Source organism: Marinicella gelatinilytica (assembly GCF_026410405.1).
In the GTDB taxonomy this organism is placed as follows: Bacteria; Pseudomonadota; Gammaproteobacteria; order Xanthomonadales; family Marinicellaceae; genus Marinicella; species Marinicella gelatinilytica.
The window spans coordinates 26,396-42,967 of the sequence record NZ_JAPMLN010000002.1 but is presented as its reverse complement, the minus strand read 5'-3'; the positions used below and the strand labels follow the sequence as shown (position 1 = coordinate 42,967).

The 16,572-nt window shown below is 43.5% G+C and carries 16 protein-coding genes; 6 read left to right on the top strand and 10 right to left on the bottom strand.

Features of this window, described 5'->3' with window-relative positions; translation table 11 throughout:
* Positions 1–10: 10 nt before the first annotated feature.
* The 3 genes from OS173_RS01680 to OS173_RS01670 are packed head-to-tail and all read left to right on the top strand — an operon-like array spanning position 11 to position 3,479.
* Complete coding sequence (locus tag OS173_RS01680) at positions 11–886, top strand: class I SAM-dependent methyltransferase (protein WP_267182539.1); 876 nt, start codon at positions 11–13, stop codon at positions 884–886.
* A 3-nt stretch (positions 887–889) separates the two neighbouring features.
* Positions 890–2,692 (top strand): hypothetical protein, encoded by a 1,803-nt coding sequence (locus OS173_RS01675; protein WP_267182538.1) that lies wholly within the window; start codon positions 890–892, stop codon positions 2,690–2,692.
* Positions 2,643–3,479, top strand: coding sequence for a glycosyltransferase (locus tag OS173_RS01670; RefSeq protein ID WP_267182537.1), 837 nt, complete (start codon positions 2,643–2,645; stop codon positions 3,477–3,479). Before OS173_RS01675 ends, OS173_RS01670 begins: the two co-directional genes overlap by 50 nt.
* Here the strand turns inward: OS173_RS01670 and rsmI are convergent.
* Positions 3,460–4,320, bottom strand: a complete 861-nt coding sequence (rsmI, locus tag OS173_RS01665; RefSeq protein WP_267182536.1) for a 16S rRNA (cytidine(1402)-2'-O)-methyltransferase — start codon at positions 4,318–4,320, stop codon at positions 3,460–3,462. The two genes, OS173_RS01670 and rsmI, sit on opposite strands and share 20 nt — an antisense overlap.
* Before the next feature lie 40 nt (positions 4,321–4,360).
* Here rsmI and OS173_RS01660 point away from each other — a divergent pair, with 40 nt between their 5' ends.
* Genes OS173_RS01660 through OS173_RS01650 form a run of 3 tightly spaced genes read left to right on the top strand, consistent with a single transcriptional unit; the run spans position 4,361 to position 7,085 of the window.
* The gene (locus OS173_RS01660; protein WP_267182535.1) at positions 4,361–6,118 is read left to right on the top strand and encodes a penicillin-binding protein activator; all 1,758 of its coding nucleotides are present in this window, start codon (positions 4,361–4,363) and stop codon (positions 6,116–6,118) included.
* Complete coding sequence (locus OS173_RS01655) at positions 6,076–6,492, top strand: YraN family protein (RefSeq protein ID WP_267182534.1); 417 nt, start codon at positions 6,076–6,078, stop codon at positions 6,490–6,492. The genes OS173_RS01660 and OS173_RS01655 overlap by 43 nt, the downstream gene beginning before the upstream one ends.
* Positions 6,493–6,509: 17 nt before the next feature.
* Positions 6,510–7,085 (top strand): BON domain-containing protein, encoded by a 576-nt coding sequence (locus OS173_RS01650; RefSeq protein WP_267182533.1) that lies wholly within the window; start codon positions 6,510–6,512, stop codon positions 7,083–7,085.
* Here the strand turns inward: OS173_RS01650 and OS173_RS01645 are convergent.
* The 9 genes from OS173_RS01645 to OS173_RS01605 form a co-directional block, all read right to left on the bottom strand.
* Positions 7,082–7,387, bottom strand: coding sequence for a GIY-YIG nuclease family protein (locus OS173_RS01645; RefSeq protein WP_267182532.1), 306 nt, complete (start codon positions 7,385–7,387; stop codon positions 7,082–7,084). The genes OS173_RS01650 and OS173_RS01645 overlap by 4 nt on opposite strands.
* Entirely contained in the window at positions 7,384–8,061 is a 678-nt protein-coding gene (locus OS173_RS01640; RefSeq protein ID WP_267182531.1) for an electron transport complex subunit E, read from the bottom strand. The genes OS173_RS01645 and OS173_RS01640 overlap by 4 nt, the downstream gene beginning before the upstream one ends.
* The gene (gene rsxG, locus OS173_RS01635; protein WP_267182530.1) at positions 8,054–8,704 is read right to left on the bottom strand and encodes an electron transport complex subunit RsxG; all 651 of its coding nucleotides are present in this window, start codon (positions 8,702–8,704) and stop codon (positions 8,054–8,056) included. The genes OS173_RS01640 and rsxG overlap by 8 nt, the downstream gene beginning before the upstream one ends.
* A complete protein-coding gene (locus OS173_RS01630) occupies positions 8,701–9,756 on the bottom strand; it encodes an RnfABCDGE type electron transport complex subunit D (protein WP_267182529.1) in 1,056 nt (351 codons plus the stop codon). The genes rsxG and OS173_RS01630 overlap by 4 nt, the downstream gene beginning before the upstream one ends.
* A complete protein-coding gene (gene rsxC, locus OS173_RS01625) occupies positions 9,753–11,285 on the bottom strand; it encodes an electron transport complex subunit RsxC (RefSeq protein WP_267182528.1) in 1,533 nt (510 codons plus the stop codon). The genes OS173_RS01630 and rsxC overlap by 4 nt, the downstream gene beginning before the upstream one ends.
* Positions 11,273–11,854 (bottom strand): electron transport complex subunit RsxB, encoded by a 582-nt coding sequence (gene rsxB / locus OS173_RS01620; RefSeq protein WP_267182527.1) that lies wholly within the window; start codon positions 11,852–11,854, stop codon positions 11,273–11,275. The genes rsxC and rsxB overlap by 13 nt, the downstream gene beginning before the upstream one ends.
* A complete protein-coding gene (gene rsxA / locus OS173_RS01615) occupies positions 11,851–12,432 on the bottom strand; it encodes an electron transport complex subunit RsxA (RefSeq protein ID WP_267182526.1) in 582 nt (193 codons plus the stop codon). Before rsxA ends, rsxB begins: the two co-directional genes overlap by 4 nt.
* A 22-nt stretch (positions 12,433–12,454) precedes the next feature.
* Positions 12,455–14,494, bottom strand: coding sequence for a methionine--tRNA ligase (metG, locus tag OS173_RS01610; protein WP_267182525.1), 2,040 nt, complete (start codon positions 14,492–14,494; stop codon positions 12,455–12,457).
* Positions 14,495–14,570: 76 nt separating this feature from the next.
* Complete coding sequence (locus tag OS173_RS01605) at positions 14,571–16,547, bottom strand: alpha/beta hydrolase family protein (RefSeq protein ID WP_267182524.1); 1,977 nt, start codon at positions 16,545–16,547, stop codon at positions 14,571–14,573.
* Between the last annotated feature and the right edge of the window lie 25 nt (positions 16,548–16,572).

Genomic DNA, 16,572 nt, shown 5'->3' with positions numbered 1-16,572 from the left:
AACTTTTTACATGTCTCAACAGAAGTTAGAGTTTACCGGTGAACGATTTGTACCAGAATGTGAACGCGAAATTTGGTATGAACATTACCACCGATATCTAATGGTCAGTGATTTGGTGGCCGGTAAAAAAGTACTGGACGCTGCTTGCGGCGAAGGTTATGGCAGTGCGCTAATCGCCTCATTTGCTGACAAGGTTGTGGGTGTGGATATCGATGCTGCGAGTGTCAAGCACGCACAACAGCGCTACCAATCCGATAATCTAAAATTTGTATGTGCTGATGTTTTAGAGATTCCCATTCCAGATAACAGTTTTGATGTGGTGGTTTCTTTTGAAACATTAGAACACCTGGCTGAACACTCAAAGTTGTTATCAGAATACAAAAGGTTGCTTAAAGAAGACGGTGTTTTAGTGATATCGACACCGGATAAAACTGAATATTCTGATAAAACCGGTTTTAATAATGAATACCATGTCAAAGAGCTTTACCGTCATGAGTTTAAGGATTTGTTGGACAGTGAATTTTCTCAACAAGTCTGGCTTGGGCAAAAGCTCATGTTTACATCAACCATTTGGCAATTGGATTCGGGGTTAAATACAGTTAAATGGCACCACCTTGAAGACAATGAAAAAGTGCGTGAACAGGGCATGTCATATTCGCCCATGTATTATGTGGTGGTGGCCAGTAATAATGAACAAACACTCGCTAATATTTATGACAGTTACTTGTTCACTGAACAGGCGGAAACGGTTTATGGGCATTATCATGCCGTTATTCGTGCCCACATTAAAGCAGAAAAAGACCATCAGGCATTGGTGGAGAAGCAACAAAAATGGATGAATCACCCAATTATTGGGCGCATGATTCGTTGGTTTGATAGAGGATAAACGATGGAATTTGAATTTAATTTTGGTGAACAACAATTAACGCCACAAGCACCCCAAGACAATACGCTGTATGCTTCAGTTGACGGTATTGCACAACAATTAGACAAAGATGAGTTGGTTTTTATGGACTATGAAACCGGTCACAACCATGTCATGACACTGCAGGTGTTACAGGCCATGGGCTTAACACAGCAATTCAGGCCATTACATGAACATGTTCAACAGATTGCAGCCGCCATACCTGAGTTAAAAAACCAGCGACAAGCCATCGAAAAAGTATTACAGTTTTTAATTAATAAAAAATTAATCATAAGTGCTGATGACTGGTTAAATGATTTATCTAAAGCAGACAGCCAACAGCATCAAGCGCCTTATGCCGGTATGGTGGTGCGTACCTGTGACCGGCCAGAACATTTATCACGTTTATTGGATAGCTTAAACAATTACCAAAAGCAACATAACAGTCAACATCCGGTGTTGGTCTTTGATGATTCCCGTAACGAAAAGAATCGCATCGAAAATGAAAAAAATTGTCAGAAATCAGCCCTACAAGTAACGTATCATGGCGTATCATGGCAACAACAATTTATTGCTATGTTGCAAAAGGAATGGCCCGAAGATAGCCAAAAGATTGAGTGGTTATTAAAGCCACATACAGGCTTTACCGGTGGACGGGTTTGGAATTTGGCGTTATTGGCGCTGGCCGGAAAACGTTTTAGTTTCTTCGATGACGATTATCTGATACAAGCAAGATGCACGCAACAATCGAACCCTAAATTAATCAACCTATCCGATGAATTACCGCTGTCAGTTCAGTTTGGCTTAACAGTTCGAGACATTAAAGAAAAAAGCCAGGAATATCCGCATGATTTATTACAAGATATGGTGGGTGCTTGTGGCCAGTCATTCGGTCAATGGCTGACTGCACATCCCGAGCTTTCCACCACTTCACTATATGGTTTACGATTGATGGATTTAAATCGAATAACCAATAATTCTCCGATAAAAGCCACCGGCAATGGCACCTGGGGGAGTCCCCGTGCAGCCGGTAATTATTGGTTGTATTTGCTGAATAAGGAACAACGTGAAGCTTTTTGGCAAGACCGTGAAACCTATCTTGATAATATTGAGGCGTCTCAATTGTTACATTACAGCGATAATTATCAGGTATTGCGTAAAGCCAATTTTGCGCCATCGACCATTGATAATGGTGAATTCACACCGTTTGCCATGCCTTTTGGAACTAACGAGGATTACTTTTTTGTCAGTATCACCGAAGTTTGTTATCCCGATAATGTATCTATACAATTCCCAATGATGATGGGCCATATTCAAACAGAGGACAGGGAACGTAGCCAGTTAAATCACATAGCCAGGCGACCGGGATTGAACACTTTTGTGGCTGATTATTTAACCTCAGTGGCACATCATTTTTACGGACAAAATGCACAACAGCGATTTGCCAATGCACGTGCTGCCATTGCTGACCTCATTCACAATCCAGACCAGATGCTGATCAATCGTCTTCGAGAATATTTGAGTCGAACCCGTTCTCAATTAATTCATCAGTTACAAAATATTATGGCTGAGGTGGACAATCCACCCATTTACTGGCAGGCAGACGTTAAAGAGTTGATTGAAGCCAATGGCAGTGCCATAAAATCAAACGAACCGCCACTACTGAGCGGTTGGCCCGATGACCTCGATGAAGCCGCTTGTGTGGAGTTATTGCGTTCTGACTTAATGGATATTGTTGATGCCATGGATGTCTGGCCCAAGTTATGGGACTTTTGTCGAGCGCAATAACATGCCAAACTATGATGTGGTCACCGTTAGTTTTGAGAATGTTGCCACCATTCAGCGTTATTTAGAACCTTGGGTGCATGCAAACCGATTGTCACATCTGACAGTGGTGGATAATGCATCCAAAGATGGCACAGTGCCACAATTACAAGCCGTGTTATTGCCACAGCAAATTCAATTAAATACAGATAATATTGGTTATGCCAAGGCCGCTAACCAAGGTGCAGCCGTCGGCCGGCAGCCATATATTGCTTTTATTAATCCTGATTGTTTTGTGCAATCGGACACTGTTTGCAAACTGGTTGAATTTCTCCATGAAAATCCTCAAGTTGGTATTGTCGGCTGTCGGGTACTGAATGAAAATGGTGGATTGCAAGCCGCCAGCTGTCGACGCTTACCGACATTTTGGCGGGTATTTAATCACATCACCGGTTTATACCATTTGGGTCTGCCGGGAATTAACAAAAGTGAACAAAAAAGCCTTCAATCAGGGTCTGTTGAAGCCATAAATGGCGCTTTATTTGTTATTCGCCGAGACTTGTTCGAACAGTTAAATGGTTTTGATGAAGCGTTTCCTTTGCACTTTGAGGATTTGGATTTATTCGCAAGGTGTTTAAAGTCCAGACATGAAATTTTCTATCTCGCCGATTATCAAGCCACACATTTACAAGGCGCATCGACACAAGATAATAAACGTGTCAAGCGCTGGAAAAAACACGGATTAAAACGGTATTTTCTAAAACACCGTCCACGCTGGGAACAATGGTTCGTTAATCGTTTGACGAGTTGATAATAAACTCATAAACCTGCTTTTTGTTGGCACCATGGTGTTCAGCGACCACAGATGCCGCTTGTTTCGGCGCCATTAAAGGTTTTAACAGTAGCGCTAATTTTTGCGTATCATCATTCAACGTTAATGTTGCTGAACTTATCCGGCCACTGACAGCGATGACAAATTCACCTTTTTGATGGTTGGTACTTTCTTGAATTTGCTGACTCACTTCTTCTGCGTTGCCTGAATAAATATGTTCAAACCGCTTGGTTAATTCACGTCCAACACAAACCCGCGCTTCACTGTCTAATATGGTGCTTAAATCGACGAGGGATTTGGCGATGCGATGCGAGGACTCGTAGAAAACATGGGTTTGGTTTAATGGCAATAATGACTGATAAAATGCCAATCGTTGATTCTTTTTTGGGGGTATAAATCCATGAAATGTGAAGGGTTGTACCGGTAACCCGGCCACTGATAATAACGCAATAACGGCACTGGCACCTGGAATTGGCATGACTTTAATGCCTTGTTGGTGTGCCTGTTCAATTAGTGGAAATCCCGGATCACTGATTAAAGGTGTGCCGGCATCGCTAATCAGCGCCATGTGGCTACCTTGTTTTATTTGCGCTAAAATCGAGGCGCTGATATGATGTTCATTATGCGCATGTAATGATCTGGTTGCTGTCGTGATGTTGTAATTTTGTAGTAATCTTTTAGAATGACGTGTGTCTTCACATAAAATCAAATCACAGTTTTTAAGTACTTCCACGGCGCGATAGCTGATGTCATCCAAATGGCCAATGGGTGTGGCCACGACATATAAGATACCTGAATCTTTTAAGTTTGTGTCAGTCATATCAACCCATTTTAATCAATAATGCGGTAAAATCCTATTTATGAAATTTCATTATTCTAAAACTCTATTCATACTCTTGGTTGTGTTGTTGTCTGCTTGTGCCTCAGGGCCGAGTCGACACACTGGTGACGAGCAGCAGCGCATTGATAAAGCTTTATCTATCTATCAGGAAGGCCATTATTTCGAAGCCGCAGAATTACTGCGTTCATTGTGGCAAGAAAACCCCGATAACTTGGCTGTTTACGAAGCTTTGCTTGATACCTATTACCAGCTGGGTGAGCTGCCAGTGATTTGGTCTTTGCGTCAGCAAACTAAGCTCAGTAGTGATAAAATTAATATTGTTATGGCTGAAGTGGCTCATATAAGTGACAACTGTCAGAAAAACCTGACAGCGTTAACTGAAGCTGACATCGATTCTTTAAACAGCGTTTGGCTTCAACGGCTGTATCGAATTCGTTCCACATGTTTTCATGCCGCAGGTGATGACTTGGCAGCACTTATTGACCGCATTCGATTGGTTGATACCTTACCGACGGAACAGCAATGGCTTCTTTATGACGACATTGTGTCTGATTTGGCATCAATGAAAGAATCTGCTTTAATTATGCGCATTGGCGATTTTAGTGAAGAGCCTTTAATTGAAGGCTGGTTAGAGGCGGCATATGTTAATTTTGGTGCAGATGGCGATTCCACTGATCAATTTCTTCGTGATTGGCCAACTCACCCGGCAACACGATATTTTTATGGTTACCAAGGACAGCAACAGTTACAAAAGATTGCGGTGTTATTACCGTTGTCAGGTCGATTTGCCGGCGCCGGTTTGGCTGTACAACGTGGCATGCTGACAGCGGCAGCTGATGATTTTGAACAAAGGCATGAATTACTGTTCTTTGATACCGGCAGTGCCGGAGAAAATATCGCCGGTGCATGGTTTTCAGCACAAGCCGCCAATGTTGATATGGTGATAGGGCCTTTAGACAAACCTTCTATCGAACAACTGGCACAATTTTCACCACCAACTGTGCCGGTGATGTTGTTGAATCAAAGTGAGCAAGATTTCTTTCAATTTACCTTATCACCGGAATCAGAAGCCGCACAAGTGGCGGAACGTATGTTCCAGGATGGTTTACGCAGGGTGCTTATCTTTGCGCCCAGTGGTGATTGGGGGCAGCGCATGAGTCAAGCGTTTGCCAACGCTTTTGTGGCCTTAGGTGGGCAGATAATTAATAACCAATATTTTAATCAAGCTGAACGCGATTATTCTGCGGTATTGCGTCAACAGTTGGGTTTAGTGGAAAGCCAATTAAGGGCCAAAAATTTACAGAGTTATTTAAAATTAAATTTACAAAGTGAAGCGGTTGTCAGTCATACCATAGATGGTATTTTCATGCCCTCTAATCCTGATTTTGCACGTATGATGGTGCCTCAGCTGTTATTTAACCATGCCGGTCATATTCCCGTTTATGCAACATCACATATTTATTCGGGTCGTGAAGATCAGGCACTGAATAAAGACTTGTCGGGTGTGGTTTTTAGCATCAGTCCAATTCAACTGCCTCCAGAGCAGTTACGTGAAACACTTAATTTTGATTTACGGATGATTACTGATAACAGAGACCTGTTTGCTTTAGGCTATGATGCTTTGTTGTTGGTGGATAGATTACAGTGGATGTCACGCGTGGCGGGTGGTCGACTCCAGGGCCTGAGCGGCTTATTGAGTATGGGTGTCGATAAAACGATTCAGAGGGGTTTACAGTGGGCCATATTCGACAATGGTGGCGTTATTGCCATCGATTGATTAAAGGTGATGGTGCCACAGGTATTAATCGTTGGGAACGATTAGCCTGTACTTATTTACAGCAACAAGGGCTTAAATTAGTGACCGGCAACTTTCGAACCAAGGCAGGTGAAGTGGATCTCATTATGGAAGATAGTGAGACGTTGGTGTTTGTAGAAGTGCGATATCGAAAGCACCAACAATGGGGTGGTGCAGAAGCTTCTGTCACCAACACCAAGCAACAGCGAATTTGTAAAGCCGCTGCAGCGTATTTACAAAAAAACAATCTAACCAACCGGTGTTTTTGTCGTTTTGATGTGGTGGCCATTAACGGCCATTTAACCCCGCCTCAGATACACTGGATTAAGGATGCTTTTCAACAAACACAATTTTAAACTAAGGTGAACTTACGATGAAAAAAATAATTCTAATATTCATGTGCGGTCTGTTACTCAATGGTTGTGGTGCCGTTTTGATTGGTAGTGCCATTGTCACAGGCGTTAATGTCGCCCATGATCGCCGTTCCAGTGGTCAGGTTCTGGACGATAAAATTATTACCGCCAGTGTTAAAAACGAAATCCGTAAACAAGTTGAGGAAGATACCCGTATTAAAGTAGATACCTATAATGGTGTGGTGTTATTGGCCGGTGAAGTGGAAAATTCTCAAGACCGGATACGCGCAGAAGATGCGGCTGCTGTTAAAGATGGTGTCATGAAAGTCGTTAATCAATTAAAGACTGTTGAAGAAGTCTCCAAAATGGGTCGCCGTACCAAGGATAAATACATCGCTTCAAAAGCCAAAGGATCGTTGTTGAAAATTGATATCCCCGACTTTGACCCGACACGGGTAAAAATAACTGTGGCCAATGGTGAAGTGTTTTTGATGGGTAAAGTGACCCGAGCTGAAGCTGATGCTGTGGTAGAACGGGTGCGTCACTTGAGAGGTGTGCATCGAGTCGTTAAAGTGTTTGAATATAAGGATGTTTAAACAGTTTTAAGTGAGATAAAATCTTGTAACTCCGTCAAGGATAATTGCTGTTCTATGACGGTGATTTTGTCTTGTTTACATAATTGCTTGACGTGGTACTCTAAATTCTGTGCTTGTGAGCGGTTACCAACAGTTACTTGATAGACCAATTTCAGATCCTTAAATCGCCGGGTGAATTTAGCACCCGGTGGTTTTTTTGATTGGTGATGTTTTAGGCGTTGCACGGGATTGATGGCAATCCCAGTATAGAGTATGTCATTATCACAATTGAGCAGGTATAAACAATAAAGCGGATTGGTCACGACGATTCAGTGGCTGTTTCGGAATGTGTTTGTGCTCGTTTCAGCTTTTCTTTTTGTTGTGCATCACGTTTATTTTTCAAAGCCACTAAAATGGCGAGAGCAAAGAATGCCCCGGGTGGTAACACCGCCACCAGAAATCCACTGTATTCAGGGATAACGGTTAAAGTCATGTGATGACCCCATTCGCCAAATAGCAAATGTGCTTGGCTGAATAAGGTTCCTTGTCCCAGGAGTTCGCGCATGGTGCCAATAGCAACCATCACCAAAGCAAAACCCAAGCCCACAAAAAAACCATCTTTAACGGCTGACCACAACGGGTTTTTTGAAGCATAAGCTTCAGCACGACCCATGATCAGGCAATTGGTAACAATTAAGGGGATAAAAATACCCAGGATTAAATACAGTTGATGAAAATACGCATTCATCACCATCTCAATCACTGTGACCACGCTGGCAATCAGTAAAACAAATAGAGGAATGCGAATTTCTTGGCGGGTAATCGGGCGAATTAATGACACCAAGAAGTTGGTCACCACCACCACTGTGACTGTGGCAATACCCATTCCTAAAGCATTAATAACGGTGTTGGACACCGCCAATAACGGGCATAAGCCGAGCATTTGTACCAAAGCGGCATTATTGTCCCAGAGTCGGGTTTTCATAAACTCACTCATTAGTTCCGGCCTCCTTGTTAAAGTCATCAAGTGATAACGATTGCTGGTATTGTAAGGCTTTTTTGATGGCACCGACCACCGCTCGTGGGGTGATGGTGGCGGCGGTAATTTGGTCGAATTGGCCACCGTCTTTACGCACTTTCCAATTTTTGGTTTCCGGATTGGTCAATGAGCGACCGGGAAACTGTTGTAACCAATCACTTTTATTGCGATCGATTAAATCGCCCAATCCGGGTGTTTCTTTGTGGTTGATGATGGCAACATCGGTTATCTCACCGGCAACGGTAACACCCACCATGAGTTCAATATCACCTGAATAACCATTGCGAGCCACCACCGGAATGGCGACTGCAGTGATGTGGCCATTTTTTTGAGCCATGTATAATTGTTTGGGACCGCGGTGACCTAATAATTCCGGTTCAAAAATTGTTACAGCATCGGCAATCACATCATTATCAACCAAGCTTTCCGGTAACAGCTTTTGTAAAGACTTAAGACGTGCCTCTAAACGTTGTCGTTCAATGGTGTCTTTGGTTAATTCATGGGTCAGCATAAGTACCGCGCTGGTCACCAGAGTAATGACCGCTAAAATAACCGGTAAGGTCCATTGTCGATGATTGTTATTTTTGGCTTTTTGGTTCATGGGTGACCTTTTTTGCCGTAGGGTTTTGGGATGGTCAAGCGATCAATCAAAGGTGCTGATAGATTCATCAATAACACCGCAAAAGCGACACCATCGGGATAAGCACCAAAATTACGAATCAACACCGTTAAAATGGCCACGCCGGCACCAAATATGAGTTTGCCGCGATGAGAGGAACACCCCGAAGTGGGGTCGGTGGCAATAAAAAATGCCGCGAGCATAATGCCGCCGGAAAAAATATGTTGTTGCGGTGACATATAAATGTCAGCGTTGAATAAATAAAAGGGTGTGGAAATCGCAACCGTGGTCATCAACACTGCTGCCGGCACATGCCAGGTGATGATGCGTTTATACAGTAATACCAAACCGCCCAAAAATAACCAATTGGCGATCCACTCCCAACCCAAACCGCCGAAATCGCCGAATACCATTCCCTGCACAATTTCGCTTTGTGAAAAGCCCTGTTGTAGTCCGGTTTTTAAGGCGGTCAAAGGGGTGGCAGCAGTGACGGCGTCCACCGCTAAATCTGAGTTTTGTATGCCCACAAAAATGATGGACAGCGTATGTTTCCAATCAATGGTTTGTAGCTCACCAAATTGAGTCAAGCCGGTCGGTGGTAGCCATAAAGACATGGATTGTGGGAAAGCCACCAAGATGGTGGCAAAAGCCACCATGGCGGGATTAAATATATTATTACCTAATCCACCGTATAAATGTTTAGCCACCACAATGGCAAAAAACATACCGACCACCGCCACATACCAAGGCGCAATCGGTGATAAGCATAAGGCAAATAACACCGCAGTGACCGGCACCGTTAAATCGGTCAAAAATGGTTTCAATGGCTGATGTCGCCACGTTAAAGACCACCATTCAAATAAATAGCCGGCAAGGGTGGCTAATGTAATTTGCACGATTAAACCGATACCAAAATAAAATAAAAGCGCAAAAATAGCAGGAATAAGGGCTATCAGCACCCATCCCATGACTTTTGTGACGCTAAAACGCGCTGGTATATGGGGTGAGCCTGAGGTGTTTAACTGACCTGTCATGAAGATTCCCCATCATCTTTGGGTTTGTTTTTAAGACGATCCAATACCGCGGAAATCTCTTGCTTAGCCTGACTTTTGTTCTTGAGTTTGTCTGTTTTAGCTCGTCGTTTGGCTTGACGTTCTGCTTTAATGTCCTCTAAGCGTTGCTCACGGTTTTCATGACGTTGTTTGGCCAATTGTGCTTTGGCTTTTTTATAATCCTGATAGGTTAATTCAGATTTTGCGTACCGATAATAACTGACCAAATCAATATGGCTTGGACAAACCCAAGAACAGGCGCCGCATTCAATACAGTCAAACACATGGTGGTCACGGGCTTTCTCCAAATCATCGCCTTGAATATACCAAAACAGCTGTTGTGGTAATAAATCCTGAGGACAGGCTTTGACACAATCACCACAGCGAATACAAGGCAAGGTAGTCAAATCCGGTTTACTGCTGTCTGCTGTTAGTAACAACAGACAATTGGTGGTTTTATCGACAGCAATATCTGCGGATGGCATGGGATAACCCATCATTGGACCTCCCACCACCAGTTTGTCTATTTCAGACATGGGGCAGTCAGCCAACGCCAATAAATGATAGAAAGGGGTTCCAATCGCTGTTAAATAATTACCCGGTCGACCAACCTGATCGCCGGTTACCGTGACCAATCTCTGGGTTAATGGTCGGTTATGTTCAACAGCATCATAAACGGCTTTGGTGGTGGCGACATTCTGCATGATGATACCCAAGGATAAGGGTGTTTGACCACTGGGTACTTCGAGACCTGTGAGCACCTTAATCAATTGCTTTTCACCACCGGTTGGATAAATGGTTGGTACTTTAACAACATCGATGGTTTCTAATCCCAGCTGTTTGATGGTTTTATCTAATAATGACTTAACACCGCCTAAATTATCTTCAATGGCAATCACCGCTCGGCTGGCTGTTGCTGCTTGCATGAGTAAATCAGTGCCTTTAATCAACGCTTCGGGTTGATCCAGCATTAACCGCTCATCACAGGTGATATAAGGTTCGCACTCGGCACCATTAATAATGAGTAAGGTTTCCATGTCTTGTGTATGATGATCATATTTGGCATGGGTGGGAAAACCGGCTCCACCCATGCCCAAAATACCGGCTTCACGCATACGGTTTATCAGGGTTTGGCGGTTGAATTCTGTCAACGGAGGCATATAGTCGGTGGCATCATCACGGTCATCAGTATCCAAAATAATGCAGGGTGCGGATTCTGCATCAGGTGCTGCGGTGGGTCGTTCTTCAATGGCGCGGATGGTGCCGGAATAGGGCGCATGCACCACCACGCCAAATGGATGAATGGGCTGGGCAATGATCTGATATTTATTGACCCGATCACCCACAGCAACCACCGGCTCGGAAACATGACCGCGATTAACACGTAATGAAATGGTTAGAGACCTGGGCCGGTCAACTTCGGTGACTTCACTGCCTGCGGATAATTCCTTATGGTGTTTGAGGACCAGGCCGCCGTGAAAGGTCGATAGTCGGTCTTTTAACTCGGCCATTGTTGAGCCTCTTCGATGGTTTTCATCAATCGCGGTTTTTCCTGACGATGAATGCGGCTGGGTAGCGGTGCCGGAATTTGAATAATGCAATCCACCGGGCAGGCCGGAATACATAAGTCGCAACCGGTACATTCATCACCGATAATGGTGTGCATATGCTTGGCGGCACCGACAATGGCATCCACCGGACACACCTGAATACATTTGGTGCAGCCGATGCAGTCGGCTTCCACAATCTCAACAATGGTATCGACAGATTCCTCTTCACCGTTTTCAGGATTAAGTTCAAGTTCTTCCACATCCAGCAATGCGGCCAATTTGCGAATGCCTTCCTGACCACCCGGTGGACATTGGTTAATCGGCGCTTCGCCTTTGGCGATGGCTTCGGCATAGGGTTTACAGCCGGGGTAGCCGCATTGACCACATTGGGTTTGCGGCAGCACCTGGTTGATTTGTTCCACCACCGGATTGCCTTCCACTTTAAACTTGCGGGCCACCCAGACAATCAAAACACCGAACAAAGTGGCTAACAGCAACATGCCCGCTAATGCCAACACATAATTTATCATGTGCTCACCATACCGCTAAAACCCATAAAGGCCAGCGCCATAATGCCGGCGGTAATCAGGGCAATGGGAATGCCTTGAAAGGATTGCGGAATATTGGCCATTTCTAAGCGCTCACGAATGGCTGAAAAAAGGACCAGAACCAAGCCGAAACCAACCGCTGCGCCAAAACCAAAAAAGGCTGATTCTAATAAACTGTTTTGTTGTTGCACATTCAGCAAAGCCACACCCAAAACCGCACAATTAGTGGTAATTAGAGGTAAAAATAAACCCAGTACCTGATAAAGCATTGGCGAGGATTTGTGCAATATCATCTCGGTCATTTGTACGGTGACGGCAATCACCAGAATAAAACTCAAGGTTTTGAGGTATTCGATCTCAAGCGGCACCAGTAAATATTCATTGACCAAATAACTGACAATCGACGATAAGGTCAGTACAAAGGCGGTGGCATAACTCATACCAAGCGCCGATTTATACTGTGTGGACACCCCCATAAACGGGCACAGTCCGAGAAAGCGAACCAACACAAAGTTGTTCACGAAAGCGGCGCTGATAAAAATTACAAATAAACCGGTCATCTACCTTTCACTTAAGTTTGCGTTATTTCACCCGCATGCCGGGTTTTGCTCCATCATCCGGCGTTAATAAGAAAATATCCTCACCACCGGGACCGGCAGCCAAAACCATACCTTCTGACAAGCCAAAACGCATTTTTCGTGGCGCTAAATTGGCCACCATAACAGTTTTACGTCCGACAAGGTCTTCCGGCTTATAAGCGGCTTTAATGCCGGCGAAAACATTTTTTTCAACACCGCCGATGTCTAAGGTCAGTTGCAGTAATTTATCGGCTTTGGGGACATCGTTGGCGGCGACAATGGTGGCAACGCGAAAATCAAGTTTAGCAAAATCCTCAAAGCTAATTTCATCACTGATGGGGTCATCAGCGAGGGGACCTTTTACCGGTGTTTGTTGTGCGGCTTTTAAATCTTCTTTGCTCTGTTCCATAATGGTTTCCAAGGTATCAGCTTCAATCCGTTGTAACAAGGGTTTAAAGGCTTTAATGCTGTGATTTAACAAAGGGCTTTCAGCAGCATGCCAATGTTTTAAATCGGTATTCAGAAAATCAGCGGCTTTTTTGGCGGTATCGGGAATCACCGGTGCCAACCAGGTCATTAAAGCCCGAAATAAGTTCAAGCCGGTGGTACATACTTGATGGACTTCATCCAGCCGACTGTCATCTTTAATGGCTGCCCAGGGCTCTTTTTCGGCAATGTATTGATTGGCCTGATCGGCTAGTTGCATAATTAATCGAATGGCGGCATTATATTTTCGGGCTTCAAATAATTGAGCGATTTGCGTGTGGTGTGATAAAAAGTGGGCATATAAATCCGCTTGATCCATGCTGTCTGCCAGCGTTAAATTAAATTTCTTTTTAATAAAACCGGCTGTTCTGGACGCGATATTTATTACCTTGCCGACCAGGTCACTGTTCACACGTTGTCTGAAATCGTCCATGTTCAGGTCAATATCCACCAGACTGTCGGATAATTTGGCGGCAAAATAATAACGTAAATAATCCGGGTTTAAGTGCTGAAGATAAGTGGAGGCTTTGATAAAGGTGCCGCGGGATTTACTCATTTTGGTGCCGTTCACGGTTAAAAACCCATGGGCATAGACGGCATTGGGTAACTTCATACCGGCACCATATAACATGGCCGGCCAAAACAAGGCATGAAAATAGAGAATATCCTTACCAATAAAATGCACCATTTCATGGTCGCTGTCAGGATCAATCCAGGGGCTGAAGTCTTCGCCATTTTGCTCACAAACATATTTCAAGCAAGCCAGATAACCCACCGGTGCATCCATCCACACATAAAAGTATTTATCGGTTTCACCGGGAATTTGAAAACCAAAATAAGGCGCATCACGGGAAATGTCCCAGGATTGTAAACCGGCCTCAAACCATTCTTTGAGTTTATTGCGCACTTCGTCTTGTAGAGAGCCTGAGGATATCCATTGTTTCAGCATACTTTCGAAGTTTTGCAGATTAACAAATAAATGTTTGGATTCTTTTAGAATTGGCGTGGCGCCACTGACCGCTGATGTTGGGTTTTTCAGATCTGCCGGATCATACGACGCACCACAGACCTCACAGTTGTCACCGTATTGGTCATCAGCACCACATTTAGGACAAGTGCCGCGCAAAAAACGATCCGGTAAGAACATATTTTTTTCCGGGTCATAGTATTGTTCTATAATCTTTTCTTCGATATGACCGGCGGCTTTGAGCTTATTGTATATATCGGTAACTAATTCAAGATTTTCATCTGAATGGGTGGAATGGTAATGATCATAGGAAATGCCAAAAGCCTGTAAATCCCGCCAATGTTCTTCCCGCATAGAGTCCACCAGCTGTTCGGGGCTGACACCTTGTTTTTCTGCCATTAGCATAATGGGGGTGCCATGGGCATCATCGGCACACAGGTATTTAACATCATGGCCTAAGCTGCGCATGAGACGCGCCCAGATATCCGATTGGGTATGCTCGACCAAATGGCCTAAATGTAAGGAACCGCTGGCATACGGCAGGGCGGAAGTGATTAAAATATGGCGTGGTTGTGCGGACGCTTGTGTCATCAGATAATAACGGTTAAAAAAACCGGTCTATTATCTCATGAGCGCCCGCAAACTTCTATACGTAAGGTTGGCTTGCTTATTCAGATACCTGGGCTTTATCACCAATGTGTTCATCTAAGAAAGCCAGCATTTTATTGTACAATTCAACGCGATAAGGTACTTTTTGAAAACCGTGACCGTCTTCGCGATAGATTTTCTCATAAGATTTGCCGGCTTTTTGTAATTGTTTTTCAAGAAAATAAGCATTATCAATGGGCACCCGGACATCTTCTGTACCATGTACCAGTAACAAAGCAGCTTTAATTTTATCGACATGTAAAGCCGGAGAACGGGCATCTAAAACGGCTTTATCTGTACTTCCAAAGCTCTGTTTCTTATAATTTTCTTTGGCTTTGGGGCGACCTTTAAAAGAGTCGGCTTTATCCCATTGCAATTCGATTTCATATAAACCGGCATCCGGGATTGAACACTTATATAAATCTGGTTCACGCACAACCGCATTTAAAGCCGCATAGCCGCCATAACTAACGCCATGAATACACAAGCGGTCTTTATCAGCATAGCCTTTATTGACTGCCCATAAAGTGGCATCGGTTAAATCGTCCTGCATGGTGGTGCCCCATTCACCGTAACCGGCTTCCTGGAAGTCTTCACCATAACCACCTGAACCACGATAGTTTAACTGGATAACCAGATAACCGCGTGATGCCAGTAGTTGTGCGCGGGCATTCCAGCCCCAACGATCTATTGCTCCATAAGGTCCGCCATGTGGAAAGATAACCAATGGCAGATCTTTTAATTCTTTGCCCGGTGGTAAAGTCATTTGACCATACATTTTTAAACCGTCTCGAGCTTGTAAAGTGAAGGGCTCAACAGCCGCCATTTGTTTTGAGTCTATCCCAGTTTTGCTGTTGGATAAGAATTCAATTTTTTGGTTTTTTAAATCATAGAGATAATGGGTTCCTGGGTTTTTATCGCTGTAAGCCATAAGGGTAGCCATTTTACGGTTTTTGGTATAACTACTTATGACAATTTCTTGACCTTTGAATGTCGCGCGTAATTGTTTATGAAGTGTAATATCTTCCGTATTGCCCTTATCATCAATATAATAATACCCTGGATATCCGGCTTCATAACTGACACCAATCACTTGATTATCTCGACCGAATAGAGCACTGCCAATATTAACGTCTTCATGACGGAATAGTTTAGAAATGCTATTGTCTTTGTAGTCTAAAACAAACAAACCGGTGTTGCCGTTGTGATCTAAGTCATGATTAGAGGTAAAATAAAACTTTGAATTATCTTTGTTAAAACCCAGACCGTTAATGGTTGGTTGTTTGTCATGCTGGACATCCAGTTCTAAGATTTGCCAATTTCCATTTTTGTTTTTGATATGTAAATAAGTCATATCATCTTCAAAGTTTTCAGCTACAACAGGATCGTATTCGAGAGCAAATCGCGGATTCTCATCACTATCTACGGCAATATATAAGATGCGGGAATCCAAACCACCTGTGATTTTAGGTGAGTCTGCAACAAATAACATTTTGCCATTATTAATATTAAGTCGTTGAAGTTTGGCACTGAAATTATCAGAATAATGATGTTTAGAAACAAGAACGTGATCTTTATCATTTTCTAGTAATGATACAGCGCTTACAAATGAGCGTTGAAAATCCCACAGCATCTGTCTATTTTTGCCATTATAATCGGCGCTAAACAGTTCTGGGTATTTGGGGGCACCATCTAACCAGCCGGTTATTCGCTGGCTTTGAATAATGAGCCGTTTATTGTTGCCCCAATAGAAAAAAGCGACTTCACGGTTATCGCCCATCTCAAAAGAATAAATACCTTCTTTGGTTTTCATGTCCATAACACCCAAATTAATGGATGAATCCTGTTCGTAGGTAAACGCCATGTGTTTACCATCAGGTGAGATTTTCATGCTTATGAAGTCAGATTTTGCGGCAAAATTCTCCACCGGAACAAGTTCAGCTTGGCTGTTTAATGAAAACAACAACAAAGCCATTAAAATGATTTTATTAGACATAATGATTGTGTGATTTATAGGTTAA